Annotated in this window: 25 protein-coding genes; 18 read left to right on the top strand and 7 right to left on the bottom strand. The window is 67.9% G+C overall.

What is annotated here, in order from left to right; all coding sequences use genetic code 11:
- Positions 1–23 precede the first annotated feature (23 nt).
- Entirely contained in the window at positions 24–1,214 is a 1,191-nt protein-coding gene (locus tag ACP7A5_RS00880) for a citrate/2-methylcitrate synthase (RefSeq protein WP_426040149.1), read from the bottom strand.
- Positions 1,215–1,345: 131 nt separating this feature from the next.
- Here ACP7A5_RS00880 and ACP7A5_RS00875 point away from each other — a divergent pair, with 131 nt between their 5' ends.
- The 3 genes from ACP7A5_RS00875 (at position 1,346) to queG (ending at position 4,353) form a co-directional block, all read left to right on the top strand.
- The gene (locus ACP7A5_RS00875) at positions 1,346–2,308 is read left to right on the top strand and encodes a cation diffusion facilitator family transporter (RefSeq protein ID WP_426040148.1); all 963 of its coding nucleotides are present in this window, start codon (positions 1,346–1,348) and stop codon (positions 2,306–2,308) included.
- A gap of 36 nt (positions 2,309–2,344) precedes the next feature.
- Complete coding sequence (locus tag ACP7A5_RS00870) at positions 2,345–3,016, top strand: glutathione S-transferase family protein (RefSeq protein WP_426040147.1); 672 nt, start codon at positions 2,345–2,347, stop codon at positions 3,014–3,016.
- 185 nt (positions 3,017–3,201) lie between these two features.
- Complete coding sequence (gene queG, locus ACP7A5_RS00865) at positions 3,202–4,353, top strand: tRNA epoxyqueuosine(34) reductase QueG (protein WP_426040146.1); 1,152 nt, start codon at positions 3,202–3,204, stop codon at positions 4,351–4,353.
- Between the two features lie 114 nt (positions 4,354–4,467).
- Here queG and ACP7A5_RS00860 read toward each other — a convergent pair whose 3' ends face one another.
- Together ACP7A5_RS00860 and ACP7A5_RS00855 are read right to left on the bottom strand one after the other, a co-directional pair.
- A complete protein-coding gene (locus ACP7A5_RS00860) occupies positions 4,468–4,992 on the bottom strand; it encodes an FKBP-type peptidyl-prolyl cis-trans isomerase (protein WP_426040145.1) in 525 nt (174 codons plus the stop codon).
- Positions 4,973–6,175 (bottom strand): threonine ammonia-lyase, encoded by a 1,203-nt coding sequence (locus ACP7A5_RS00855; RefSeq protein ID WP_426040144.1) that lies wholly within the window; start codon positions 6,173–6,175, stop codon positions 4,973–4,975. The genes ACP7A5_RS00860 and ACP7A5_RS00855 overlap by 20 nt, the downstream gene beginning before the upstream one ends.
- Positions 6,176–6,346: 171 nt before the next feature.
- Here ACP7A5_RS00855 and ACP7A5_RS00850 point away from each other — a divergent pair, with 171 nt between their 5' ends.
- The 3 genes from ACP7A5_RS00850 to ACP7A5_RS00840 all read left to right on the top strand — a co-directional run bounded on the left by ACP7A5_RS00850 (position 6,347) and on the right by ACP7A5_RS00840 (position 7,757).
- The gene (locus tag ACP7A5_RS00850) at positions 6,347–6,862 is read left to right on the top strand and encodes a hypothetical protein (RefSeq protein WP_426040143.1); all 516 of its coding nucleotides are present in this window, start codon (positions 6,347–6,349) and stop codon (positions 6,860–6,862) included.
- Between the two features lie 57 nt (positions 6,863–6,919).
- On the top strand, positions 6,920–7,441 hold the full coding sequence (locus tag ACP7A5_RS00845; protein WP_426040142.1) for a BA14K family protein: 522 nt from the start codon (positions 6,920–6,922) through the stop codon (positions 7,439–7,441).
- 121 nt (positions 7,442–7,562) lie between these two features.
- Positions 7,563–7,757 carry a hypothetical protein gene (locus ACP7A5_RS00840; RefSeq protein ID WP_426040141.1) on the top strand — a complete coding sequence of 65 codons (195 nt, stop codon included), beginning with the start codon at positions 7,563–7,565 and terminating at the stop codon, positions 7,755–7,757.
- A gap of 190 nt (positions 7,758–7,947) precedes the next feature.
- Here the strand turns inward: ACP7A5_RS00840 and ACP7A5_RS00835 are convergent, their stop codons facing one another.
- The 3 genes from ACP7A5_RS00835 to rplU form a co-directional block, all read right to left on the bottom strand.
- Positions 7,948–8,481, bottom strand: coding sequence for a GNAT family N-acetyltransferase (locus ACP7A5_RS00835; RefSeq protein WP_425988514.1), 534 nt, complete (start codon positions 8,479–8,481; stop codon positions 7,948–7,950).
- A gap of 164 nt (positions 8,482–8,645) precedes the next feature.
- Positions 8,646–8,933, bottom strand: a complete 288-nt coding sequence (gene rpmA / locus ACP7A5_RS00830; protein WP_426040140.1) for a 50S ribosomal protein L27 — start codon at positions 8,931–8,933, stop codon at positions 8,646–8,648.
- A 56-nt stretch (positions 8,934–8,989) separates the two neighbouring features.
- Complete coding sequence (gene rplU / locus ACP7A5_RS00825) at positions 8,990–9,547, bottom strand: 50S ribosomal protein L21 (protein ID WP_303694070.1); 558 nt, start codon at positions 9,545–9,547, stop codon at positions 8,990–8,992.
- 303 nt (positions 9,548–9,850) lie between these two features.
- Between rplU and ACP7A5_RS00820 the strand changes: the two genes are divergently transcribed.
- From ACP7A5_RS00820 to ACP7A5_RS00780, 9 genes are all read left to right on the top strand, one after another.
- Entirely contained in the window at positions 9,851–11,173 is a 1,323-nt protein-coding gene (locus ACP7A5_RS00820; protein WP_426040139.1) for a class I SAM-dependent methyltransferase, read from the top strand.
- Positions 11,174–11,252: 79 nt separating this feature from the next.
- Positions 11,253–11,912, top strand: a complete 660-nt coding sequence (locus ACP7A5_RS00815; protein WP_426040138.1) for a hypothetical protein — start codon at positions 11,253–11,255, stop codon at positions 11,910–11,912.
- A gap of 9 nt (positions 11,913–11,921) precedes the next feature.
- Positions 11,922–12,887, top strand: coding sequence for a cation diffusion facilitator family transporter (locus ACP7A5_RS00810; RefSeq protein ID WP_426040137.1), 966 nt, complete (start codon positions 11,922–11,924; stop codon positions 12,885–12,887).
- Between the two features lie 63 nt (positions 12,888–12,950).
- On the top strand, positions 12,951–14,042 hold the full coding sequence (locus ACP7A5_RS00805; RefSeq protein WP_426040136.1) for a CobW family GTP-binding protein: 1,092 nt from the start codon (positions 12,951–12,953) through the stop codon (positions 14,040–14,042).
- Between the two features lie 170 nt (positions 14,043–14,212).
- Positions 14,213–15,178, top strand: coding sequence for a WD40 repeat domain-containing protein (locus ACP7A5_RS00800; RefSeq protein WP_426040135.1), 966 nt, complete (start codon positions 14,213–14,215; stop codon positions 15,176–15,178).
- Between the two features lie 54 nt (positions 15,179–15,232).
- Positions 15,233–15,358, top strand: coding sequence for a hypothetical protein (locus tag ACP7A5_RS00795; RefSeq protein ID WP_426040134.1), 126 nt, complete (start codon positions 15,233–15,235; stop codon positions 15,356–15,358).
- A gap of 54 nt (positions 15,359–15,412) precedes the next feature.
- A complete protein-coding gene (mtgA, locus tag ACP7A5_RS00790; protein ID WP_426040133.1) occupies positions 15,413–16,108 on the top strand; it encodes a monofunctional biosynthetic peptidoglycan transglycosylase in 696 nt (231 codons plus the stop codon).
- A 209-nt stretch (positions 16,109–16,317) separates the two neighbouring features.
- On the top strand, positions 16,318–17,997 hold the full coding sequence (locus ACP7A5_RS00785) for a pilus assembly protein TadG-related protein (RefSeq protein WP_426040132.1): 1,680 nt from the start codon (positions 16,318–16,320) through the stop codon (positions 17,995–17,997).
- The gene (locus tag ACP7A5_RS00780; protein WP_426040131.1) at positions 17,994–18,203 is read left to right on the top strand and encodes a flagellar hook protein FlgE; all 210 of its coding nucleotides are present in this window, start codon (positions 17,994–17,996) and stop codon (positions 18,201–18,203) included. The genes ACP7A5_RS00785 and ACP7A5_RS00780 overlap by 4 nt, the downstream gene beginning before the upstream one ends.
- Before the next feature lie 82 nt (positions 18,204–18,285).
- Here the strand turns inward: ACP7A5_RS00780 and ACP7A5_RS00775 are convergent, their stop codons facing one another.
- The gene (locus tag ACP7A5_RS00775; protein WP_426040130.1) at positions 18,286–18,708 is read right to left on the bottom strand and encodes a hypothetical protein; all 423 of its coding nucleotides are present in this window, start codon (positions 18,706–18,708) and stop codon (positions 18,286–18,288) included.
- Between the two features lie 59 nt (positions 18,709–18,767).
- Here ACP7A5_RS00775 and uvrC point away from each other — a divergent pair, with 59 nt between their 5' ends.
- The 3 genes from uvrC to ACP7A5_RS00760 are packed head-to-tail and all read left to right on the top strand — an operon-like array spanning position 18,768 to position 21,699.
- Positions 18,768–20,672 carry an excinuclease ABC subunit UvrC gene (gene uvrC / locus ACP7A5_RS00770; protein ID WP_426040129.1) on the top strand — a complete coding sequence of 635 codons (1,905 nt, stop codon included), beginning with the start codon at positions 18,768–18,770 and terminating at the stop codon, positions 20,670–20,672.
- 39 nt (positions 20,673–20,711) lie between these two features.
- The gene (locus ACP7A5_RS00765; RefSeq protein ID WP_426040128.1) at positions 20,712–21,023 is read left to right on the top strand and encodes a YdeI/OmpD-associated family protein; all 312 of its coding nucleotides are present in this window, start codon (positions 20,712–20,714) and stop codon (positions 21,021–21,023) included.
- A gap of 52 nt (positions 21,024–21,075) precedes the next feature.
- Positions 21,076–21,699 carry a carbonic anhydrase gene (locus ACP7A5_RS00760; RefSeq protein ID WP_426040127.1) on the top strand — a complete coding sequence of 208 codons (624 nt, stop codon included), beginning with the start codon at positions 21,076–21,078 and terminating at the stop codon, positions 21,697–21,699.
- The last annotated feature ends 22 nt before the right edge of the window (positions 21,700–21,721 follow it).

Below are 21,721 nucleotides of genomic sequence, written 5' to 3'. Positions count from 1 at the left end.
AGTGTCCCCGCTTTACGCCAGGGTCACTCGCCGCCCGGCCTCGGACCCACATAGCGCAGGCGCACCCGGATAGGCGAGCCGTCGATGATCTGATCCAGCGCATGGGCCATCAGACCGGTCAGCCGGCCGATCAGCAGCACGTCCGAGGCCCCGTCGCGCGGTAGGTCCAGACGCCGCGCCATGATCGCCAACGCCCCGGCGAATCCGGTCCTCTGGCCGCTCGCCGCCTCCCCCTCGCGGATCACAGCCGTCAGGTCGTTGGGCAGGTCCGCCAGCGCGAGCAAGGCTTCGACGCGCGGATCACCGTGCGGAAAGGTTTCGCTGCCGAAGCCAGGGATGGAGCCCTCGTCGGCCATCCGACGCTGGGCCGAGCCTGCGGGGTCGCGTCGCGCTTCGGCGACATAGGCGATCGCCCGGGTCAGGGTCCGGGCTGCTGGCGATCCGGCCGTCGTGGTCAGCCCCGCGAACGCCGCTCCCGCCGGGGAAGCCCCGCCCGAAACCGCCGCCCGCGTCGCCAGAACCGCCGGATCGAGAGCAAGATCGGCCGCCAGCACCAGGGCACGTCTCAGATGCACGCTGTCGCGCTCCAGCATCTTCCAGCCGCGCGCGAGGCGCTGATGGAAGAACAGACGCGGTCCCGGCCCCGCCATGGCGTCGACCACCTCGTTCAGCGCCACGGCGGCCTCGATCTTCAGCACCTCAGGCGAACGGCCGGTCGAGGACGGGTCTTCCTCCGCGCGTCGGGCGAGGGCCGCGAACAGCCGCGCCCGATGCGACGATCCGCCGGCGCTGGCGACACGCACGCCCAGGCCCGCGAACGGGTTCGAGTCCCCGGCGCCCCACAGCAGCCGGGCGGTTTCCTCCAGCGTCGCGTTCTGGGCCCACTGGGCCACGTCGCGGCCGCGATAGTAGAGCCGCCCGTCGGAGATCAGACTGACCGTCGACCGGATCAGACTCTCGCCCTTCACCGCCGGCTCGAACGGCACGACCACGCCCGCCGGCTCGCCCGAGCTCGCGCCCTTCAGCCGCGCCACGTCGGCGGCGGCATAGAGGCTACGGCGAGGATCGTTGGGGTCGGGTCGGGCAGTGATCCGCCCCCGGCTGACATAGGCATAGAGTGTCTGGGTCTTGACCCCCAGCAGCGACAGGACCTCAGCGCGGGGGATCCATTGATCCGCCGTCTCTCCGTCCCGCTCGCTAACGCCTGGCGTCATCGCTGCAAGTCCCCGTCCCCTCACGGTGAATCCGCGCGCACCTTGGGGCGCTTTGATGACCGCAAGCCTAACGGCGGTTCCTGAAGAGTCCTCCATTGGCAACCGACGGGCGATCAGCGAAAAGGGCGGCGATGACCTCCCCTGTCTCGCCGCCGCCGACACCTGCCCCCGGATCCGGTCCCTGGGGCGCCGTCGCCACCCTTTCGACGCGCCAGATCACCGGCCTGTCGGTCGGAGTCGCGGTCCTGCTGATCGCGATGAAGGCCTTCGCCCTGGGCGCGTCCGGGTCGGTGTCCATCCTGGCCTCACTGGCCGATTCCGCGCTCGACCTGATCGCCTCCATGACCACCTTCTTCGCCGTGCGCTGGGCCGCCGCCCCCGCCGACGCCGACCACCGGTTCGGCCACGGCAAGGGCGAGGCCATGGCCGCCCTGGTCCAGGCCGGGCTCGTCTTCGCCTCGGCCGTCTTCATCGGCTGGGAAGCGTTGCAGCGGATGTTCGACCCCAGGCCGGTCGTCGGCGGCTCCTGGGCCGTGGGCGTCGTGATCCTCTCCATCCTGCTGACCGGCCTGCTGGTCTGGCTCCAGACCCGGTCGCTGAAGGCTTCGGGCTCCATGGCCGTCTCGGCCGACCGCGCCCACTACGCGGCGGACCTGGCGTCTAGCGCCGTGGTCCTGATCGGCGTGGTTTCCGGCGCCTGGCTGGCCGCGCCCGGCCTCGACGCGGCCGCCGGTCTCGTGGTCGCCGTCTGGCTGTTCTGGGGCGCGGTCGGCGTGCTCAAGGGCGCGGGCGACCATTTGCTGGACCGCGAGGCGTCGGACGCCGACCGCGTCGCCCTGACCAACGCCGTCCTGTCGGACATCCAGGTCGGCGGGGTGCACCAGTTGCGCACCCGGATGTCGGGCGACCGGCTGATGGTCCAGATGCACATCGATCTGGACCGAAGCCTGTCGTTCGAGGCCTCGCACGACATCGTCGTCGCCGCCGAGGACCGGGTGACGGCCGCCTTTCCCGGCGCCGACGTGCTGATCCACGCCGACCCGCGCGGTCCGGTCGGCCCGTCAGTCCCCGTCACAGGGTTGCCCTCAGCGTAAACGAGGTTTTAACGGCGCACGGTGCAGGACAGGCCGATGTCGGCGAACGTCCTGTTCCATTTCCCCTTCGATCCCGGCAGCCGCACCGCGCGTCTGGCCCTAGGCGAAGCACGCATCGAATGGACCGAGGTTCTCGTCCGCCCCTGGGAGGCGGACTGCCCCCTCGGCGACCTGAACCCCTCCGGCATGCCGCCCGTGCTTCAGGTCGAGGGCCTGACCCTGTGCGAGGCGCCCGCCATCCTCGGCTGGATCGAGGATGCGCAGAAGACGCCGCTGCTGATGCCCGCCGACGCCGCCGAGCGCGCGGAGACGCGCCGCCTGACCGCCTGGTTCGACCGCCGCTTCACCGACGAGGTCAACGCCGTCCTGCTGCACGAGCGGATGGAGAAGCCCCTGCTCCGCCTCGGCCCGCCAGAGGCGCGGATGCTGCGCGAGGGTCGCGAGGCCCTGAAGCACCACCTGGCCATCTTCGACGCCCTGCTGGCCCGACGCGACTGGCTGGCAGGGCGCCGCCTATCCCAGGCCGACATCGTCGCCGCCGCCCATCTGTCGACCCTGGACTATTTCGGTGAGGTGTCCTGGGCCCACTGGCCGGGGCTCAAGACCTGGTACATGAAGATCAAGTCCCGCCCCTGCTTCCGGCCGCTGCTTGCGGACCGGTTCCAGGGCCTGGCCCCCGCGGCGCACTACGCGGATCTGGATTTTTAGCGATCCTTCCCTTCTCCCCTTGTGGGAGAAGGTGGCCGAGCGAAGCGAGGTCGGATGAGGGGTGACAGAGGCCTCAAGAGTCAGCGCTGCAGATCCAGACTCCAACCGCCGGCACAACCCCTCATCCGTCAGCCTCGGCTGCCACCTTCTCCCGCAAGGGGAGAAGCAACTGCTAGACCGCCTCCATGTCCGACCTCCGCGCCATCCTCCGCTTGAAGGCCGCCGAACTCGGGTTCGACGTCTGCCGGTTCGCGTCGGCATCGGAGCCCTGGTCCGCCGGCGAACGGCTTCAGCATTTCGTGGAGGCCGGGCGACACGGCGAGATGGGCTGGATGGAAACCACCCTCGAACGCCGCGCCCACCCGGCGGCCATGTGGGACGCCGCCCGCACCGCCATAGTGCTCGGCATGAACTACGGGCCCGAACATGATCCCCTGCCCGAAATGGACGACAGCAGCGCCGGCTATATCTCGGTCTACGCGCGCGGCGACGACTATCACGAGGTCATCAAGGGCCGGCTGAAGACCCTGGCCGGCCAGCTCGCTTCGCGCCTCAACGCCGAGATCAAGGTCTTCGTCGATACCGCCCCCCTGATGGAAAAGCCCCTGGCCCAGCGCGCCGGCCTCGGCTGGCAGGGGAAGCACACCAACCTCCTGAGCCGCGAGCACGGAAGCTGGCTGTTCCTCGGCGTCATCCTCTGCGCCGCCGAAATCGAGCCCGACGCGGCCGAGACTGAACACTGCGGTTCCTGCACCGCCTGTCTCGACGCCTGCCCGACCAAGGCCTTCCCCGCGCCGTTCCAGCTCGATGCGCGCCGCTGCCTGTCCTACCTGACCATCGAGCATGCTGGAGCCTGGCCGGTGGAGTTCCGCGCCCTGACCGGTTCGCGCATCTACGGTTGTGACGACTGTCTGGCGGTCTGTCCGTGGAACAAGTTCGCCGTCGCGGCGCGCGAAACCCGGCTGGCTGCGCGCGAGATCTCTGTCAGCCCCCGCCTCGCCGACCTCGCCGCGCTCGACGACCCGACCTTCCGCATGCTGTTCTCGAAGAGCCCGATCAAGCGCATCGGCCGCGACCGTTTCGTGCGCAACGTGCTCTATGCGATCGGCAACAGCGGGGATGCGGGGCTGGTCGCGAGCGCAGAACGTCTGCTGGACGACGGGTCGCCGCTGGTGAGAGGCGCGGCCGTCTGGGCCCTGTCGCGGCTGGTGGAGGCGGAGGCGTTCGCTGGGATGCGGGCCATCCGTCTTCCCGCGGAGATTGACGAAGGGGTTCAGCATGAGTGGACCCTTCTCCCCTTGCGGGAGAAGGTGGCCGAGCGAAGCGAGGTCGGATGAGGGGTCACGCCGACATCGAAAGTCAGCGCCAGGTCCCTCACTCCAACCGCCGGTGTGACCCCTCGTCCGTCAGCTTCCGGCTGCCACCTTCTCCCGCAAGGGGAGAAGGAAACTTCAGCCCGTCGCCAGTCCCACGCCCCTGCCGCCGCCCGGCACCGGGGCCACGTCCAGCAGCTTGATCCGGAACACCAGCACCGAGTTGGGTGGAATGTCAGCGCCCTGGCCGCGCTCGCCATAGCCCAGCGCCGGCGGCACATAGAGCATCCACTCGTCGCCGACCTTCATCCGCTGCAGGGCCTCTGTCCAGCCGGGCACGACCTGCTCCGCCGTCGTCACATAGGGCTGGCCGCGCGAGAAGGAGCTGTCGAACACTGACCCGTCGGTCAGAGCGCCCTCGTAGTCCACCCGCACGAGGTCGTTGCGGTCCGGCGTCGCGGCGCCCGAAGGCCCCGACTGAACCACCTTGTACTGCAAGCCGCTCGGCAGGGTTTCGATCCCGTCCGCCTTGGCGTTGGTCTCCATGAAGAAGGCCGCCGCCCGGGCATTGGCTTCCAGATCAGCGCCGCCCGCTGCATCTCGGTTGCAGCCCGCCAGGGCGAGACTGCCGATGACGGCGATGCTAACCCATCCGAAGCGCATATCCCTGGTCCTTCAAAGCCTGTCCGATCGCGTCGGAATGGGCGCTATCGCGCGTTTCGACCATGATGTCGAACTCCGCCCCCTTGGCCGGGACGTCCAGCGCCAGCCGGTTGTGGACGACGTCGATGATGTTGCCGCCGAGGCCCCCGATCACCGCCGCCATGGCCGACAGCATGCCGGGCCGGTCGTCGCCGAGGATCCGGTAAACGATAAGCCTCCGTTCACGGACCATCTCGCGGTTCAGCACCACGGCCAACATCCGCGGGTCGATATTGCCGCCGCACAGGACCAGCCCGACCTTCATTCCTTTGAACTTTTCCGGATACCGCAACAGGGCCGCCAGACCGCCGGCGCCGGCGCCCTCGGCCACCGTCTTTTCAAGGGTCGCGAACAGGGCCACCGCCTTTTCGAAATCCTCCTCGTCGACGACCAGCACGTCCTCGACCAGCGGATCGGCGAGCGCGAACGGAATGTCGCCGACGGCCTTGATCGCGATGCCCTCGGCGATCGTCGCCCCGCCGCATTTCGGCGTCTCGCCCTTCCTCCGTGCGTTGAACGAGGGATACATGGCCGCCTCGACGCCGAAGATGCGGATGTCCGGCTTCATGTCCCTGGCCGCGATCGAACAGCCGGCGATCAGCCCGCCGCCGCCGATGGGAATGATCAGGGCGTCGAGGTCCGGCGCGTCCTCGAGAAACTCGATGGCGCAGACCCCCTGCCCCGCGACGATGCCCTCGTCGTCGAAGGCGGAGATGAAGACGAACCCTTCCTCGTCCCTCAGACGATGCGCCTCCTCGGTCGAGCCGGTGAAGTCCGCGCCCTTGATGACCACGGTCGCCCCGTGACTGCGCGTGCCGTCGATCTTGGTGAAGGGCGTGCCCTCCGGCATGACGATGGTCACCGGCACGCCCAGCCGTCCGCCATGATAGGCCAGGGCCTGGGCATGGTTTCCGGCCGACGCCGCCACCACGCCCCGCTTCATCTCGTCCGGCGTCAGCGACAGCAGCCGGTTCAGCGCCCCGCGCTCCTTGAAGCTGCCGGTGAAGTGGAGGTTGTCGTATTTCACCCAGACCTCGGCTCCGGTCAGTTGCGACAGCCGCCGCGAATGCCTCACCGGTGTCCGATCGACCTGGCCCTTGATACGCGCCTGAGCTGCCTGGATGTCTGCAAATACGACTGTCATGGGGTCCCTGTAGACCAGCTTGGCGGCGAGGTCCGAACCGGCCGGCCGCTCTGTTATCCCGGACTTGTGGCGCCCGGCGTCAGGTCCCGCAACCTTGACCTTACGCCTGCGTTAGGCGTCATGTGGCTTCGCCCGTCAGGCGATTCCGCATGCCTGACAGAGAGAGTTCCGATGTCCATGCGCCTCTTTTCCATCCTCGCCGCCACCGCTGCGTTCGCCTCGACCCTGGCCGCCTGTGCGCCGGTCCCCGGCCCCGGCGGCTATGGCCCCTCGCCGTCCGCCGCCTTCAACGCCACGGAATTCGGCTGGTCGGTCCGCACCGGCACGGCTGGCATCGACGGCCGCGTCGCCTACGGTCGCGATGGCCAGAACTTCGCCTGCACCGGCTCGGTCGCCCTGACGCCCGACACCCCCTATACTCGCGCCCGGTTCCAGACCCTGTACGGCTCGACCGATCAGGCGGCTGTCCCGGAGGCCGTGATCCGCGCCCGTACCGTGCCGGACCCCAACGCCGACTACCGCTCCTACGTACGCTCGACCACCTGCGAGAACGGCCGCTTCCGCTTCGACGGCCTGCCCCACGGCGGCTGGTTCCTGATCACCCCGGTCAGCGCCGGCGGCGACCGCATCGTCCTGATGCGCCACGTCGTCACCCGCGCCGGCGCGACTGCAAACGTCACCCTGTAAAAGGCCTACCCCCCGATCCACCGGCGGACCGATCCCGCACCAGCCGAGGCGTTGACCATGAAAGCCGCAGCTCTAGCCGCCGCCCTCCTGACCGCCTCGGTCGCTCTTCCGGCTGCGGCCCAGAGCTGGGGTTATCCGGACCAGGCCCGGACGTATTCCAGCTACGGCCGCTACGGAAACGACTACAACGGCCAGCAGGATCGGCCGGGCGACTATCGCTGCGACGCCTATTGGGACCGGGCTCGCGACGACTGTGACGCCCGCTGGCGCGACCAGCGGCCTTACAGGTCCTACAGCTCGAACCCTCGCTACAGCCGCTATGGCCGCGAGCACGACGGCGGGGGCTACGTCTACCAGCCCTACAATCAGGGAACCCAATACTACGGCGCCTATGGTCGCCCGGATCAGGTCTATCCCGGCTCGGGCTACGGCGGTCAGGTGCAGAACTATTACGGCGCCGGATATTCGAACGGTCGCGATTCGGGGCGGTCGGTCTACTGCGCCTCGCGCTATCGCTCCTACGACCCGGTCAGCGGCTACTACCGCGCCTGGTCGGGTCGACTGGTCTTCTGCGGATAACCACGGTCATTCGATCACAGGTTCGCGCCTGAACGCCGTTCGCCATCTTTCAGACGCACCGGCCCCGCCTTCGTCGATCCCGGTCCGCCACGGACCGGTCTTCAGTTCGGGGAGCGTCTCCATGTCCCAGCATAATATCATCGGCTCGGAAGCCTTCGACCGGTCGCCGTTCGTCATCATCCGCAGCGTCCGCACCGGCGGCATGCGCCGCCGCCAGATCCGCACGGCCTTCGCCTTCGTGGCCGGCGCCTGTGCGGCCGTGATCGGCGGCGTCGTCGCGGCCGTAGTGGCGTTCGGTCCGAGCCTGGCGGGGTAAAGGCCCTCTCCCCTTGCGGGAGAGGGAGATCGCGCACGGCGGCGAAGCCGTCGTTCTTGCGCGGTCGGGTGAGGGTCACGCTGACATTCGAAGTCAGCCTTGCCGCCCCAAACCTGGCCGTCGGCATGACCCCTCATCCGTCAGCCTTCGGCTGCCACCTTCTCCCGCAAGGGGAGAAGGAAACAACAGGCTAGGCCAGCCACACCATCATGCGTGTGTCGATGTCCGCCTTGCGCGCGCGACTGAACGCCCGCCGCGTCTCGCCGGTGTAGAGGAAGCCCGCCTTCTCCAGCACGCGACCGGACGCCGGGTTGTCCGCGAAATGCCCGGCCACCAGCGCCCGGCGCTTCCAGCGCTTCGAGGCCCAGACCAGGGCGCCTTCCAGCGCCTCGGTCGCCAGGCCGCGGCCCCAGAACTCCCGCCCGATCCAGTAGCCGGTCTCCGGCACCCGATCCTCGTCTTCGAACAGGCCGATGACGCCGACGGGACCATGGTCCTCATGTTCGATCAGGAAGGTCATGGCCCTGGCCGGGTTCTGGGCCGCGACAGCGATGACGAAGTCCTGCGCATCACCCTGTCCGAAGGGGTGCGGCATCCGCTTGGTCATGCGGGCGATGTCATGGTCGTTGGCCAGGCGGGCGATCGCGGGGACGTCTTGGGGCGCGGGCGCGCGCAGCACCAGACGCCGGGTCTCAACGACCGGAGAGGTTTCGATGACGCACATGTTTCCAGCCTCGGTATGCGGTCCGCCTCCTTGGAGGGCTTGGGCGGACTTCAAGGCGGGGAACGCAAACGGGGAGCCTGTGATCCAGACTCCCCGCGGAAAAATTCCCTGGCCCGGATCGGCTGCTTTTTAAGGAGCAACGCGATCCGAAATCCGGTTCTGCGTTACTCGGCGGCGAGCGCCAGTTGGGCGTCGTCGTTCGCCGGAATGATCGACACGTAACAACGGCCGTTCGCTTTTTTGGTGAACTTCACCGCACCATGTTCCGTGGCAAACAGGGTGTGGTCGCGGCCGAGGCCGACGTTGTCACCCGGGTGGAAGGTGGTGCCGCGTTGGCGCACGAGGATGTTGCCGGCCAGAACGCGCTCGCCGCCGAACTTCTTCACGCCGAGGCGCTTTGATTGGGAGTCGCGACCGTTACGCGACGAACCACCGGATTTTTTGTGAGCCATTTGAACTCTCTTTTCGTTGCGCTAACGGCCGTTGGGCCTGCTGGCGCGCGTCTTGTTTAGGCTTCGTCGGTCGAAGCGGCGGTTTCGGTCTTGGCGGCGGCCTTCTTGGCCGGAGCCTTCTTGGCGGGAGCCGAGCTCTCGACCACGGCGGCCTGCACTTCGCCACCCTTGGACGAGGTCACAACCGTCTCGATCGAACCCAGGTCCGACGTCGCTTCGCGCTTGGCCAGGCCACGGGCGCGCAGGTTGATCTCGGCCTTGGTCATCAGGTCGATCTTGCCGTCCCACTTGGAGACTTCGCCGGCGCCGTCGATGCCGGTGATACGCAGGACCGTTTCCATCTGGCGGTGGCCGTTGGTGCGGCGATAGCCCTGACGACGGGTCTTCTTGAAGATCTTGACCTTCTCACCCTTGCGGGTCTCGATCAGGGTCGCGCCGACGAAGGCGCCGTCGATCAGCGGCGCGCCCAGGGTCACGCCCTTGTCGCCGCCCAGCATCAGGACGCTGTCGAATTTCAGTTCCTGGCCAGCATCGCCATCGAGCTTCTCGACGACGATCGTGTCGCCCGGTTGAACCCGGTACTGCTTGCCGCCGGTCTTGATCACCGCGTACATGTTGGAGCCTCAGCGTAACGCAAAAAAGGATGCGCCCGCCGGGTAGACCCCGCGGGCGAAGAGCGGCGACATATACGGACCGGCCCCTCGGAGTCAACGTGAAAGGCGCTGTTCAGCCTCTTAATCGGCGTCCGCGCTGGGCTTGACCCTTATTCTTCTACCGTGCACCCCGGCGAAGGCCGGGGTCCAGATCACACGCGGGATGCCGGGACGAAAGCCCTCTGTGATCTCCAGCCGTCGGTGTCCGCCAACTGGACCCCGGCCTTCGCCGGGGTGCACGGATATAGAGACGGGACCCTTGCCATGACCCAGACCATCGACCGCCGGGTCACCGCCGCCCGCCGCATCGCCTCGCATATCGCAGAGCAGTTGCAGGCCGACCTGTCGCTCCAGCTCTGGACCGGCGAGGTCATCCCCCTGGGTCCGAACGCCCGCGACGACATCCGCATCGTCCTGGCCGACCCGTCCGCCGTGCGTCGTCTGGTTCTGAAGCCCGGCCTCATGACCCTGTTCGAGCTCTACGCCACCGGCGATATCCGCATCGAGGGCGGCTCGCCGCTGGAGGCCGCCGACCGTTGGGACCACGGCCGCGCCGTCCACCTGCCGCGCCGGGTCAACAAGGGCCTGATCGCGCGCGAATTGATTCCCTTCCTGCTGGCGGGCTCGACCCGCAGCGTCGGCGACGCCGCCTACGACCCGACCGGCGAAGCCGGTCAGCGCCAGGACAAGTCGGCGCGCAGGGACAAGGACTTCATCTCCTTCCATTACGATGTCGGCAACGACTTCTACGGTCTCTTCCTGGACCCGGAGATGGTCTATTCCAGCGCCTGTTATGCCGACGCGGACCAGTCGCTGGAGGAGGCCCAGACCCGCAAGCTGGACCTCATCTGCCGCAAGCTCCGCCTCAAGCCGGGCCAGAAGCTGCTCGACGTCGGCTGCGGCTGGGGCGGCCTGTCGTGCTGGGCGGCCCGGCACTATGGCGTCACCGTCCACGGCGTGACCCTGTCGGAAGAACAGCTCGCCTTCGCCAACGCCAAGATCGCCCGCCTCGGCCTGCAGGACAGAATCACGCTCGAACTCAAGGACTACCGCGACCTGGAGATGACCGAACAGTTCGACGCCGTCTCCCAGGTCGAGATGTTCGAACACGTCGGCTTCGCCAACCACGACCGCCACTTCCTGGAGATGCGCCGCCTGCTGAAGCCCGGCGGCCTCTATTTCCACCAGGCCTCCGTGCGTCGCGGGGGCCGCAACGTGGGCGACATCACGCCCCAGACCAATGCGACCCGCACCATCGGCCGCTTCATCTTCCCGGGCGGAGAGCTGGACACCATCGGCATGACCGTCACCAACCTCGGCCGTCTGGGCTTCGAGGTTCTGGACGTCGAGGACCTGCGCGAACATTTCCAGGCCACCACCGCCGAATGGTCCCGCCGCCTGATGGCCCGCCGCGACGAGGCCGCCGCCATGGTCGGCGAGGAACGCACTCGCCTGTGGCTCATCTTCTTCGCCATGTGCGCCAAGGGCTTCGAGCGCGGCTCGATCCTCGTCTACCAGACGGTCGCCCAGCGCCGCCGCGCCGGACCGAGCGGCATTCCGATGGATCGGGGCAGTCTCTATCGTTGATTGGGGCCCCTCTCCCGGTGGGAGAGGGACGCGGAAAAACCTCTCGACCGTTATAAAGTAACACGCTATATCGGGGTCAATGTCGCCCCCCGCCTTTGAACAGCCGGTCCTCTTTTCCCTCGTCGCCGGCGGGTTCGCCGCGGCCTTCCTGCACGCGGCCCTGCCCACCCACTGGCTGCCGTTCGTGCTCGTCGGCCGCGCGCAGCGCTGGAGCCTGACGAAGAACCTGCTGGCCGTCAGCGCGGCCGGCCTGGCCCACATCGCCAGCACCGCAGTCGTCGGCAGCCTGATCGTCGCCGCCGGCCTTGCGCTGGACGGACTGGTGGCGGGATTTCTGCCCCATCTGTCGGCGGTCCTGCTGTTCGCCTTCGGCGGCTTTTATCTGATCAAGTCGGCGATCCGGCGGCCGGTGATGGCCGGCGGCCCCGCCCTCGACCTCGCCGAGCCCACGGTCGGTCACGCCACCGCCTTCTGGGGACTGGTCGCCGTCATGGCGCTTTCGCCGGGCGAGGTTCTGCTGCCCATCTATATGTCGTCGGCCCAGGAGGGGGTCGGCGCCCTGGCCCTGCTGACCCTCGCCTTCGCCGTCGGCACCATCCTCGGCATGGCCACCTTCACCACCCTGGCCCGCGCCGGCGCCTCGGTGCTCAGGCTCGAGCGCTGGGCCCGCTATGAGGGCGCCATCCTGGGGATCGCCCTGATCGCGATCGGGTTGGTCATCGTGACACACCAGCACTAGGCTGGAGCCATGACCGCACACGATCACGCCCACGACGATCATGACCATGCCGGTCATGACCACGGCCACGGTCATTCGCATGGCGCAGGCGGCCACGCGGGCCACGCCCACGGCCCGGTCGACACCGGCGACTGGCGCTACCTCGTCGGCCTGCTCGTCAACCTCGCCTTCGTCGCCTGCGAGTTCGGGGCCGGCATCTATTCGGGCTCGACCGCCCTGCTCGCCGACGCGGGTCACAACCTGTCCGACGTCCTTGGCCTCGCCATGGCCGGGGGCGCCGCCGTCCTCGCCCGTCGCGCGGCCGGATCGCAGCTGACCTACGGCTTCGGCAAGGCGACCATCCTCGCCGCTCTCGCCAACGCCCTGCTGCTGATCTTCGCCTGCGGAGCCATCGCCTTCGAGGCGGTCCAGCGCCTGGCCGACCCGGCCCCGGTCCAGTCCGCCGTCATCATGATCGTCGCCGGCATCGGCTTCGTCATCAACCTGGGCACCGCGCTGATGTTCATGCGCGACCAGCACAGCGACCTGAACGCGCGCGGCGCCTATCTCCACATGATGGCCGACGCCGGGGTTTCCATCGGCGTCGTCATCTCCGGCGCGATCATCATGTTCAGCGGTTGGTGGCTCCTCGACCCGCTGGTCTCGATCGCCATCGTCGCCGTGATCCTGTGGGGCACCTGGGGCCTGCTGAAGGACTCCGTCGGTCTCGCCATGGACGCCGCGCCCGGGTCGGTCGATGTCGCCGCCGTGCGAGAGGCCCTCGTCGCCCTGCCCGGGGTCTCGGCCGTCCACGACCTGCACGTCTGGAACATGTCGACGACCTCCACGGCCCTGACCGCACACCTCGTCCACGACCGCGGCGACCCCCGCGCCCTGCTGATGGAGGCCCAGGCCCTGGCGAAGACGAAGTTCGCCATCGGCCACACGACGCTCCAGCTCGAAACCGACGTCATGCCCGACTGTCCGGACTGCTGAACCCTTCCCTCTCCCGGTGGGAGAGGGTTTCAATCCGCCGACCCAGAGACCATCTAGCTCCCCATGACCGATCCAACCCCCAGCGCCGCCCCGACCAAGATCCCCGTCACCGTCCTCACCGGCTATCTCGGCGCGGGCAAGACCACCCTGCTCAACCGCATCCTGACCGAGGATCACGGCAAGCGTTACGCCGTCATCGTCAACGAGTTCGGCGAGATCGGCATCGACAACGACCTGGTCGTCGGCGCCGACGAGGATGTGTTCGAGATGAACAACGGCTGCGTCTGCTGCACGGTGCGCGGCGACCTGATCCGCGTCGTCGCCGGCCTGATGAAGCGCCAGAAGCCGGGCGCCCCCGCCTTCGACGCCATCATCGTCGAGACCACGGGCCTGGCCGACCCCGGCCCGGTGGCCCAGACCTTCTTCGTCGACGAGGACGTCAAGGCCAAGACCACGCTCGACAGCGTCACCGCCCTGGTCGACGCCAAACATGTCATGGTCCGGCTGGACGACTCGAAGGAGGCCCGCGAACAGGTCGCCTTCGCTGACCGCATCATCCTCAACAAGACCGACCTGGCGACCGAGGCCGAACTGGTCGCCGTCGAACAGCGGCTGCGCAAGCTGAACCCGCTGGCGCCCATCATCCGCGCCGAACGCGCTGACGTGCCGCTCGATCAGGTCCTGGGCCTGCACGGCTTCGACCTTGAGCGCATCCTCGACATCAATCCCGAGTTCGCCAACTCAGTTTCCGGCCCGGCCCACGGCGAGGCCGGCCACGTCCACGATGAACACTGCGGCCACGATCATCATGACCACGGGCATGACCACGACCACGGCCCGCGCGGTCACGACCACGGCGACGACATCAAGGGAATCTCCCTCAGCCTCGACCGACCCATGAACGGCGTCCGCTTTACCGCCTGGCTGGACAAGCTGCTCGGCGAAAAAGGCCAGGACATCCTGCGCGCCAAGGGCATCATCAATGTCGAGGGCGAGGACAAACGTCTGGTCTTCCAGGCCGTGCACATGATCCTTGAGGGCGACCTCCAGCGCGAATGGAAGCCCACCGAACGCCGCTGGTCTCGCGCCGTCTTCATCGGCCGCGACCTCGACGAAGCCGCCATCAGGGCAGGGTTTGAGAGTTGCGCCGCCTAACCCAAACTCCGCTCATCCCCGCGACCCGAAGGGCGGCGCGTAGCAGCCAATGCGGGGACCCAGTGCTTTTATGAAGCGCGGGGGGCGGGATCGATTTCAATGCAGACCTGGTGATACCGGTCGCCAACAGAACTGGGTCCCCGCTTTCGCGGGGATGAGCGGATAATTTAATGACCACCTTCACCTTCGACGCCCAGGTCACTTCGGCCCATTTCGACTCCTCCGGCGCGGTCTTCGCCCTCGGCGACGGCTCCGTGCGGTTCGAGGACCGGTCCTTCGACGCGGTCCATGACGGCGCCATCCTGTGCGCCGTGGTCCATCCGTCCGGCGACGGCCTGGTGACCGGCGGCGACGACGGCCGGGTGATCTGGAGCCGCAAGGGCGAGGCGGGCGTGCTCGCCACCGCCAAGGGCCAGTGGATCGACTCCATCGACGCCTCGGCGGAAACCAGGCTGATCGCCTTCTCGGCCGGCAAGACCCTGTCCGTCATCGACGCGACCGACGCCGGCTTCCGCCGCGACTTCCAGCATGAGCGAACCGTCTCCGGCGTCGCCTTCGATCCCAAGGGCCGGCGGATCGCTGCGTCCACCTACGGCGGCGCCTGGCTGTGGTACGCCCGGATCGCCGAACAGAAGCCGACCAAGCTGGCCTGGGCCGGGTCGCACACTGGCGTGGCCTTCTCACCCGACGGCGCCTTCGTCGTCACCACCATGCAGGATGCCCAGTTGCACGGCTGGCGACTGAAGGATGCGAAGAACATGCGGATGGGCGGCTATCCGTCCAAGATCCGCTCCGTCGCCTTCATGGCGAAAGGCCGCCTGCTGGCGACCTCGGGCGCGCAGGGCGCGGTGCTCTGGCCCTTCGACAGTTCCAACGGCCCCATGGGTCGCGAGGCGTCCGAGATCGGCTTCGACGACACCACCCTGGTCAACCTCGTCGCGTCGGCCAACCCGCACAGCCGCCTCGCCGCAGGCCTGGCCGACGGCCGCGTCTGGGTCGCCGATCCGGCGGGCCAGGGCCTCAACTTCATCAAGGCCGAGAAGGGCGCGCCCATCATCGCCCTGGCCATGAGCCCCGACGCGACCCGCGTCGCCTGGGCCGACGAGGAGGGTCAGGCCGGCGTCGCCGATCTCTGAGCCTCGACACCCTGCGCCGACGCACCCTATCGTCCGCGCGAACGGGGGTTCCTGATGAACGGTCGACCGGGAGGCGAGACGCCGCGAATGGCCTTCGGCTGCATGGCCGTCGGCATTCTGGTCCTTGTCGTCATCGGCGCCTTCGCCGTGATCTTCCTGTGGGACGTGAACGCGAAATAGCCTCGCCCTTGCATGGCCACGCTTCCCGGCCAAAACTCCGCCCCGGGAGGGATCATGACTGACGAACAGCCGCGGCGCCGCAAGCGCCGTCCGATCCTGACCGTCCTGCTGGTCCTGGCCGCCCTGCCGATCGGCGGGGTGTTGATCCACACCGTAGCGCCCCCGCCCCTGACCCTTCTGATGGCGCGCGAGTTCGTCGCCGGTCACGGGCTCGACTATCGCTGGCGTTCGCTGAACCAGATCTCGCCCAACCTCGTCGCCTCGGCCATCGCCGCGGAGGATGCCCGGTTCTGCAGCCACGGCGGCTTCGATATGCAAGCTATCGAAAGAGCGCTGAAGAACAACGAGAACGGCCGCAAGGTCCGCGGCGGCTCCACCATCTCGCAGCAGACCGCCAAGAACGTCTTCCTCTGGCCCGGGCGCGACTGGGTCCGCAAAGGTCTTGAGGCCGGCTACACCCTGATGATCGAGACCGTCTGGTCCAAGCGCCGCATCATGGAAGTCTATCTGAACGTCGCCGAGATGGGACCCGGCGTCTATGGCGCGGAGGCCGCCGCCCGGCACTGGTTCGGCAAGTCCGCCGCCGACCTGACCCCGCGCGAGGCCGCCCGGATCGCCGCCATCCTGCCCAGTCCGCGCCGTTACAGCGCGGGTTCGCCCGGCCCCTATGTCCGCCGCCGCGCCTCCAGCGTCCAGGCCAACGCCCGCGTCGTTCGCAACGAGGGGCTGGCGTCTTGCGTGCTCGGTTAGGGGGAAACGAGGTTCAGTCGTAGCCCTCCCTCCGTGCACCCCTGCGAAGGCCGGGGTGCACGGTGAGACCTGCAAGGCATCACTGCCGAACGTCGGCGGGTTCCAGGCCCGCCGTTAACCGTCCGCCTTGGCCGAAACCTTAACCGTCGCGCGCTAGACGAGGTCGATTGCGGTCCTCCGTCCGGGGCCGCCGCGCACACGGGTAGGCCATGACGATCGAGAACCGGGGGAGCCGTCGACTGCGGGATGTCGCGCGCCGCTTCGCGTCCGACACGCGCGGCAATATCGCCATGATCTCGGCCTTCGTGATCCCGGTGCTACTGCTGATCACCTTCGGCGGCATCGACATCCACCGCGCCTCGACGGTGAAGGCCAATCTGCAGGACGCCCTGGACGCCGCCACCCTGGCCGCCGCCCGGTCCCAGTACACGGCCGACACCGACATCACCCGCGTCGGCCTGGCCTCGCTCCAGGCCAACCTGGCACCCTACAACGACATCACCCTGCTGACCGCCCAGACGACCTTCACGCTGGACAACACCGGCGCCGTCGTCGGTGACGCCAGGGTCAATGTCGCGGCCCTCGTCGCCAACATCATCCTGCCCATGGTGGGCCGGGGCACGGGCGACCAGATCCCGGTCGGCGCCCATTCCGAGGTTCTGCGTTCGAACAACCGCGTCGAGGTCGCCCTCGTCCTCGACAACACCGGATCCATGTCCGGCGCCAAGCTCACCAACACCAAGGCTGCGGCCATCGACCTGATCAACCGGCTGGAAGCGGCCGACAGCCGGTCCATCGAGCCGGACGCCATCAAGATCTCGCTGGTACCCTTCTCCCAGACGGTGCGCATCTCGCAGGGCGGCTCGAACACTGTGCCCAGCTATATGTCGGACGCCACCACCCACACGGGCGGCGGCGCCTGGAACGCCTCGTCCAACCCGACCAGCCTGTTCAGCGTGGCTCGGGGGCGTTTCACCCTGTTCGGCGACATCGGCACGACCTGGGGCGGCTGTGTCGAGGCCCGCCTGGCCCCTTATGACATCCGCGACACTGCGCCCCTGTCCAGCACCCAGGGCCGGATGTTCGTACCCTATTTCGCTCCGGACCAGCCAGACAGCAACGACTATCCGAACGACTCGACCTGGTGGAACTATGCCGACGAGGGCAACGATTATCTCGATGACGCCCGCAAAGGAAACAATAAGACCTTTACGGACACCGCGGCGCGCGAGACCGAGTGGGGTCTGCGCCTGCGGGACCGCACCAAATACGCGAACACCTACAAGCGCTCGGGTTCGTACAATACCTCGTGGGGTCCGAACCGCGGCTGCGATCTTCAGCCCCTGATCCGGCTGACCGACAACTATAATGCGTTGCGCACTGCGGTCGACAACATGATCGCCAGCGGCAACACCAACGTCCCGCTCGGCACGATGTGGGGCTGGCACACCCTGTCCCCCAAAGCCCCGTTCGGCGACGGCCGGGCCTATGGCACGGAGCGGCTGACCAAGATCATCATCATCATGACTGACGGCGAGAACGTCATGAGCGACTCCGGCAACCCCAACCGGGGCACCTACAGCGGCCTCGGCTATATCTATCAGAACCGCCTCGGCATCACCTCCGGCAGCGACTCCCAGCGCCGCACCGCCATGGACAACCGCTTCGACGATCCGACGGCAGGGGTCGAGGACATGTGCGGCAATATGAAGGACCAGGACATCGAGGTGTACACCGTCGCCGTCCAGGTCGACGGCTCGGCCCAGACCCTGCTGCGCCGCTGCGCCACCGACGCCGACCACTATTTCCCGGTCGACAGCGCGGCCGGCATCGGCGCCGCCTTCGACCGCATCGCCGGGGCCATCGAGAACCTCAGGATCTCGCGATGAACGCCGCCTCGATCGCCGTCGGAGGCCTCGCCTCGGCCATGGCCCGGTTCGAGCAGAGCGCCGTGCGAACCGCCCGGGCCCCGCTCGACAACCTCGAGGCCGAGATGGTCGAACGGATCGAGGCCAAGGCCTCCGTTTCGGCCAATATCGCCGTGCTCAGGACCGCCGACGACATGGCCGGCGCGCTTCTGGATATGTTCGCCTAGGGCATGATCGTTTCTAGTGGACCCGCCACACGGGTCCGACATGAAGCGTGACTCAGGCTCTCGCGAGGATCTGGAGCCTGAGTCACATCTGGTCAGGCCGGGAAGGGGTTTCGGGCGCCTTGACGACGTCGGGAGCCGCCGTCGTCTCATTGGCCCGCCGCGTCGCAGATGTCGCATCGTCGGCGGCCGGTTCGGGCAACGGGGGCGCAGTCGGGGCCGGTGCGGCCTCAGCTGCCTTATCCCCGGCCGGTCCACGGTCCTCCTCGGGCTCTCCCTTCTTCGCGGCGGGCCGGGGTTGAGCCACAGGCGCGACCTCATCCTCCACGATCGGCACGGCCTCGATGAAGTCGAGTTCGGCGACCGGGGCTCCGGCCTCACCGGCAGCGGGCGACTGTTGTCCGCACGCAGCCACAACGGCTGAAAGGACGACCGCGATGGCGATTCGTTGCATGATGAAGCCCCCGAAACCGGAGACATGCCGCCGGCCGCCGGAATGCTCGACCATTCTCGGAAGCCGATCAAGCCGCTCTGACAGATCGCTGCGCGACGCCTATATTCGCCTGGATGCCCGCCGACACCCCGCCCATTGATTCGACCGTCCCACTCGTCGCCGCCGATCTGATCCGCGACGAGGCCCGGCGCGCGCCCGACAAGCCGGGCGTCTACCGCATGTACGGCGAGGACGGGACCTGCCTCTATGTCGGCAAGGCGCGCTCGATCAAGAAGCGCATCCTCCAGTATGCCCAGGGCCGGTTCCATACCCAGCGCATCGGCCTGATGGTGTCCCTGACCCGCTCGATGGAGCTGGTGGTCACGGCCTCCGAGACAGAGGCGCTGCTGCTCGAATCCAACTTCATCAAGAAGCTGAAGCCCCGCTTCAACGTCGTCCTGCGCGACGACAAGTCCTTCGCCGAACTGATGATCCGCAAGGACCACCGCGCGCCCCAGGTCCGCAAGCATCGCGGCTCCCACACCACCGACGGCGAATATTTCGGCCCCTTCGCCTCGACCTGGGCAGTGAACCGGACCCTGAACACCCTGCAGAAGGCCTTCCTGCTGCGATCCTGTTCGGACAGCGTCTACGAGACCCGCACCCGCCCCTGCATGCTGCACCAGATCAAGCGCTGCTCGGCCCCCTGCACCGGCCTGATCTCGCTCGAGGACTACGGCGACCTCGTCGAGGAAGCATCGCTGTTTCTGCGCGGCAAGTCGCGCGCCGTGATCGGCCGCCTGTCGCAGGAGATGACCACGGCCGCCGAGGCCATGGATTTCGAACAGGCCGCCCGCGTCCGCGACCGCATCCGCGCCCTGTCGGCGATCACGATGGAGAACTCGGTCAGCGCCGACAGCGTGGCCGAGGCCGATGTCTTCGCCCTGTTCTCGGAGGGCGGTCAGGCCTGCGTCCAGGTCTTCTTCTACCGCGGCGGCCAGAACTGGGGCGGCCGCGCCTACTTCCCACGCGTGGACAAGTCCGACACCGACCCTGAAATCCTCTCCGCCTTCCTCGGCCAGTTCTACGAGGACAAGCCCGTCGCCCGCCTGATCCTGTCCAACGTCGTGCCGTTCGAGAAGGAACTGCTGGAAGAGGCCTTCTCCATGAAGGCCAAGGAGGCGGACGGCCGCCGCGTCGTCTCGATCGAACGACCGATGCGCGGCGACAAGAAGTCTCTCGTCGATCACGCCCACACCAATGCCCGCGAGGCGCTGGGCCGCAAGATGGCCGAGGGCTCGGCCCAAGGCAAAATCCTGACCGAGGTCTGCGAAGCCTTCGGGCTGGACGGCACGCCCGAGAGGATCGAGGTCTACGACAACGCCCACATCCAGGGGACCAATGCGGTGGGCGGCATGATCGTCGCCGGCCCCGAGGGCTTCCAGAAGTCGCAGTATCGCAAGTTCAACATTCGCGGCGTCGATCTGACCCCCGGGGACGACTACGGCATGATGCGCGAAGTCATGCGCCGCCGCTTCAGCCGCCTGGTCAAGGACGAGGAAGACGGCGCCGAGGAGGTGGTCCGTCCCGACCTCCTGCTGATCGACGGCGGGGCCGGTCAGCTGGCCGAGGTCCAGGCGGTGTTGGCGGATCTGGGTCTGGACGACATCCTCGCTGTCGGCGTCGCCAAGGGGCCGGACCGCGACGCGGGGATGGAGCGGTTCTTCGTACCGGGCAAGCCGCCCTTCATGCTGCCGCTGAAGTCACCGGCCCTCTACTACATCCAGCGGCTGCGCGACGAGGCCCACCGGTTCGCCAACGGCGCCCACCGCACCCGCCGTTCGATGGACATCAAGAAGAACCCGCTCGACGAGATCGAGGGCGTCGGACCCGGCCGCAAGAAGGCCCTGCTGCACGCCTTCGGTTCGGCCAAGGGCGTCGGCCGCGCCGCCGTCGTCGATCTGGTCAAGGTCGAGGGCATCAACCAGCCGCTGGCCGAACGTATTCACGGCTTCTTCCATCCCGAGACGCAGCGCTAACGTGATGCCCTCCAAACGACCATCGACAGGAGATGTCAGGTGAGCGACTTCCCCCAGGGCGTCGTCCACAATGCCGGACCCGACCTCAAATCCGCCGTTCGATCCGCGCCGGAGGTCTTCGCCCTGTGGCAAAAGCTGACGCCGCTGGGACGCAATGAGTTCATCTGCTGGGTGGACGACGCGAAACAGCCCAGGACCCGCGAACGTCGCATCCAGAGAACCGGCGAAGAATTGCTGGAAGGCAAGACCCGGCCCTGCTGCTGGGTCGGCTGCATCCACCGGACCGACAAGGCCCCGAGCCGCTGGCAACAGGCGGTTCTGATCGATGGCAAGCGATCCCCCGGGCGCTAGCAGGCTTTCCGGGGCCCTCCCCTCGGCATCGGGGATTGCCTATACCGTCGCCATGTCAGACGATTCTTCCGATCCCCTTATCTCCGGCTACCACCGCTTTCGCGCCAACCACTGGCCAGCGGCGCGTGCGGAGTACGAGGCCCTGGCCGCCGGCCAGACACCACACACCCTGATCGTCGCCTGTTCCGACAGCCGCGCCGACCCCGCCCTGATCTTCGACGCCGCGCCCGGCCAACTGTTCGTCGTCCGCAACGTCGCCAACCTCGTCCCGCCCTATGAGCCGGACGGCCAGTTGCACGGCGTCTCCGCCGCGCTGGAGTTCGGGGTGAAGGTTCTGAACGTCCGCCGCATCGTCGTCATGGGCCACGCCCACTGCGGCGGCGTCGCCGCCATGCGATACGGCGCACCCGACACCGTCCGGGACTTCGTGGCCCCCTGGATCGCCCAGGGCACGCCCGTCGTCCGCCGGATCGCCGAGATGTGCGAGCCGGAATCCTGTGAACAGGCGACCGAGGAGGCTGTCGTGCGCCTGTCGCTCGACAATCTGCGCACCTTTCCCTGGATCGCCGGGCGCGAGTCGGACGGGCGGCTCGAATTGACCGGTCTGCATTTCGGCATCGCTGAGGGCATTCTGCGCAAGCTGACTTCGGCTCCCCGGTTTGAACCGCTAAGCTAGGCGCGCGTTCGCTGAAGACCGC

Source organism: Brevundimonas sp. TWP2-3-4b1, assembly GCF_049897665.1.
GTDB classification, from domain to species: Bacteria; Pseudomonadota; Alphaproteobacteria; order Caulobacterales; family Caulobacteraceae; genus Brevundimonas; species Brevundimonas subvibrioides_B.
The sequence above is the reverse complement of the archived record's forward strand: the minus strand, read 5'-3'. Positions and strand labels throughout refer to the sequence as shown.

What these genes read in the sequence shown, in the direction of transcription:
- ACP7A5_RS00780 (WP_426040131.1), top strand. Translation starts at nt 17,994, where the DNA reads ATGAACGCCGCCTCGATCGCCGTCGGAGGCCTCGCCTCGGCCATGGCC.
- ACP7A5_RS00800 (WP_426040135.1), top strand. Translation starts at nt 14,213, where the DNA reads ATGACCACCTTCACCTTCGACGCCCAGGTCACTTCGGCCCATTTCGAC.
- mtgA (WP_426040133.1), top strand. Translation starts at nt 15,413, where the DNA reads ATGACTGACGAACAGCCGCGGCGCCGCAAGCGCCGTCCGATCCTGACC.
- ACP7A5_RS00855 (WP_426040144.1), bottom strand. Translation starts at nt 6,175, where the DNA reads ATGACAGTCGTATTTGCAGACATCCAGGCAGCTCAGGCGCGTATCAAG.
- ACP7A5_RS00815 (WP_426040138.1), top strand. Translation starts at nt 11,253, where the DNA reads ATGTCGCCCCCCGCCTTTGAACAGCCGGTCCTCTTTTCCCTCGTCGCC.
- ACP7A5_RS00810 (WP_426040137.1), top strand. Translation starts at nt 11,922, where the DNA reads ATGACCGCACACGATCACGCCCACGACGATCATGACCATGCCGGTCAT.
- ACP7A5_RS00860 (WP_426040145.1), bottom strand. Translation starts at nt 4,992, where the DNA reads ATGCGCTTCGGATGGGTTAGCATCGCCGTCATCGGCAGTCTCGCCCTG.
- rpmA (WP_426040140.1), bottom strand. Translation starts at nt 8,933, where the DNA reads ATGGCTCACAAAAAATCCGGTGGTTCGTCGCGTAACGGTCGCGACTCC.
- queG (WP_426040146.1), top strand. Translation starts at nt 3,202, where the DNA reads ATGTCCGACCTCCGCGCCATCCTCCGCTTGAAGGCCGCCGAACTCGGG.
- ACP7A5_RS00760 (WP_426040127.1), top strand. Translation starts at nt 21,076, where the DNA reads ATGTCAGACGATTCTTCCGATCCCCTTATCTCCGGCTACCACCGCTTT.
- ACP7A5_RS00775 (WP_426040130.1), bottom strand. Translation starts at nt 18,708, where the DNA reads ATGGTCGAGCATTCCGGCGGCCGGCGGCATGTCTCCGGTTTCGGGGGC.
- ACP7A5_RS00795 (WP_426040134.1), top strand. Translation starts at nt 15,233, where the DNA reads ATGAACGGTCGACCGGGAGGCGAGACGCCGCGAATGGCCTTCGGCTGC.
- ACP7A5_RS00850 (WP_426040143.1), top strand. Translation starts at nt 6,347, where the DNA reads ATGTCCATGCGCCTCTTTTCCATCCTCGCCGCCACCGCTGCGTTCGCC.
- ACP7A5_RS00820 (WP_426040139.1), top strand. Translation starts at nt 9,851, where the DNA reads ATGACCCAGACCATCGACCGCCGGGTCACCGCCGCCCGCCGCATCGCC.
- ACP7A5_RS00870 (WP_426040147.1), top strand. Translation starts at nt 2,345, where the DNA reads ATGTCGGCGAACGTCCTGTTCCATTTCCCCTTCGATCCCGGCAGCCGC.
- ACP7A5_RS00785 (WP_426040132.1), top strand. Translation starts at nt 16,318, where the DNA reads ATGACGATCGAGAACCGGGGGAGCCGTCGACTGCGGGATGTCGCGCGC.
- ACP7A5_RS00835 (WP_425988514.1), bottom strand. Translation starts at nt 8,481, where the DNA reads ATGTGCGTCATCGAAACCTCTCCGGTCGTTGAGACCCGGCGTCTGGTG.
- ACP7A5_RS00840 (WP_426040141.1), top strand. Translation starts at nt 7,563, where the DNA reads ATGTCCCAGCATAATATCATCGGCTCGGAAGCCTTCGACCGGTCGCCG.
- ACP7A5_RS00845 (WP_426040142.1), top strand. Translation starts at nt 6,920, where the DNA reads ATGAAAGCCGCAGCTCTAGCCGCCGCCCTCCTGACCGCCTCGGTCGCT.
- uvrC (WP_426040129.1), top strand. Translation starts at nt 18,768, where the DNA reads ATGCCCGCCGACACCCCGCCCATTGATTCGACCGTCCCACTCGTCGCC.
- ACP7A5_RS00805 (WP_426040136.1), top strand. Translation starts at nt 12,951, where the DNA reads ATGACCGATCCAACCCCCAGCGCCGCCCCGACCAAGATCCCCGTCACC.
- ACP7A5_RS00880 (WP_426040149.1), bottom strand. Translation starts at nt 1,214, where the DNA reads ATGACGCCAGGCGTTAGCGAGCGGGACGGAGAGACGGCGGATCAATGG.
- ACP7A5_RS00875 (WP_426040148.1), top strand. Translation starts at nt 1,346, where the DNA reads ATGACCTCCCCTGTCTCGCCGCCGCCGACACCTGCCCCCGGATCCGGT.
- rplU (WP_303694070.1), bottom strand. Translation starts at nt 9,547, where the DNA reads ATGTACGCGGTGATCAAGACCGGCGGCAAGCAGTACCGGGTTCAACCG.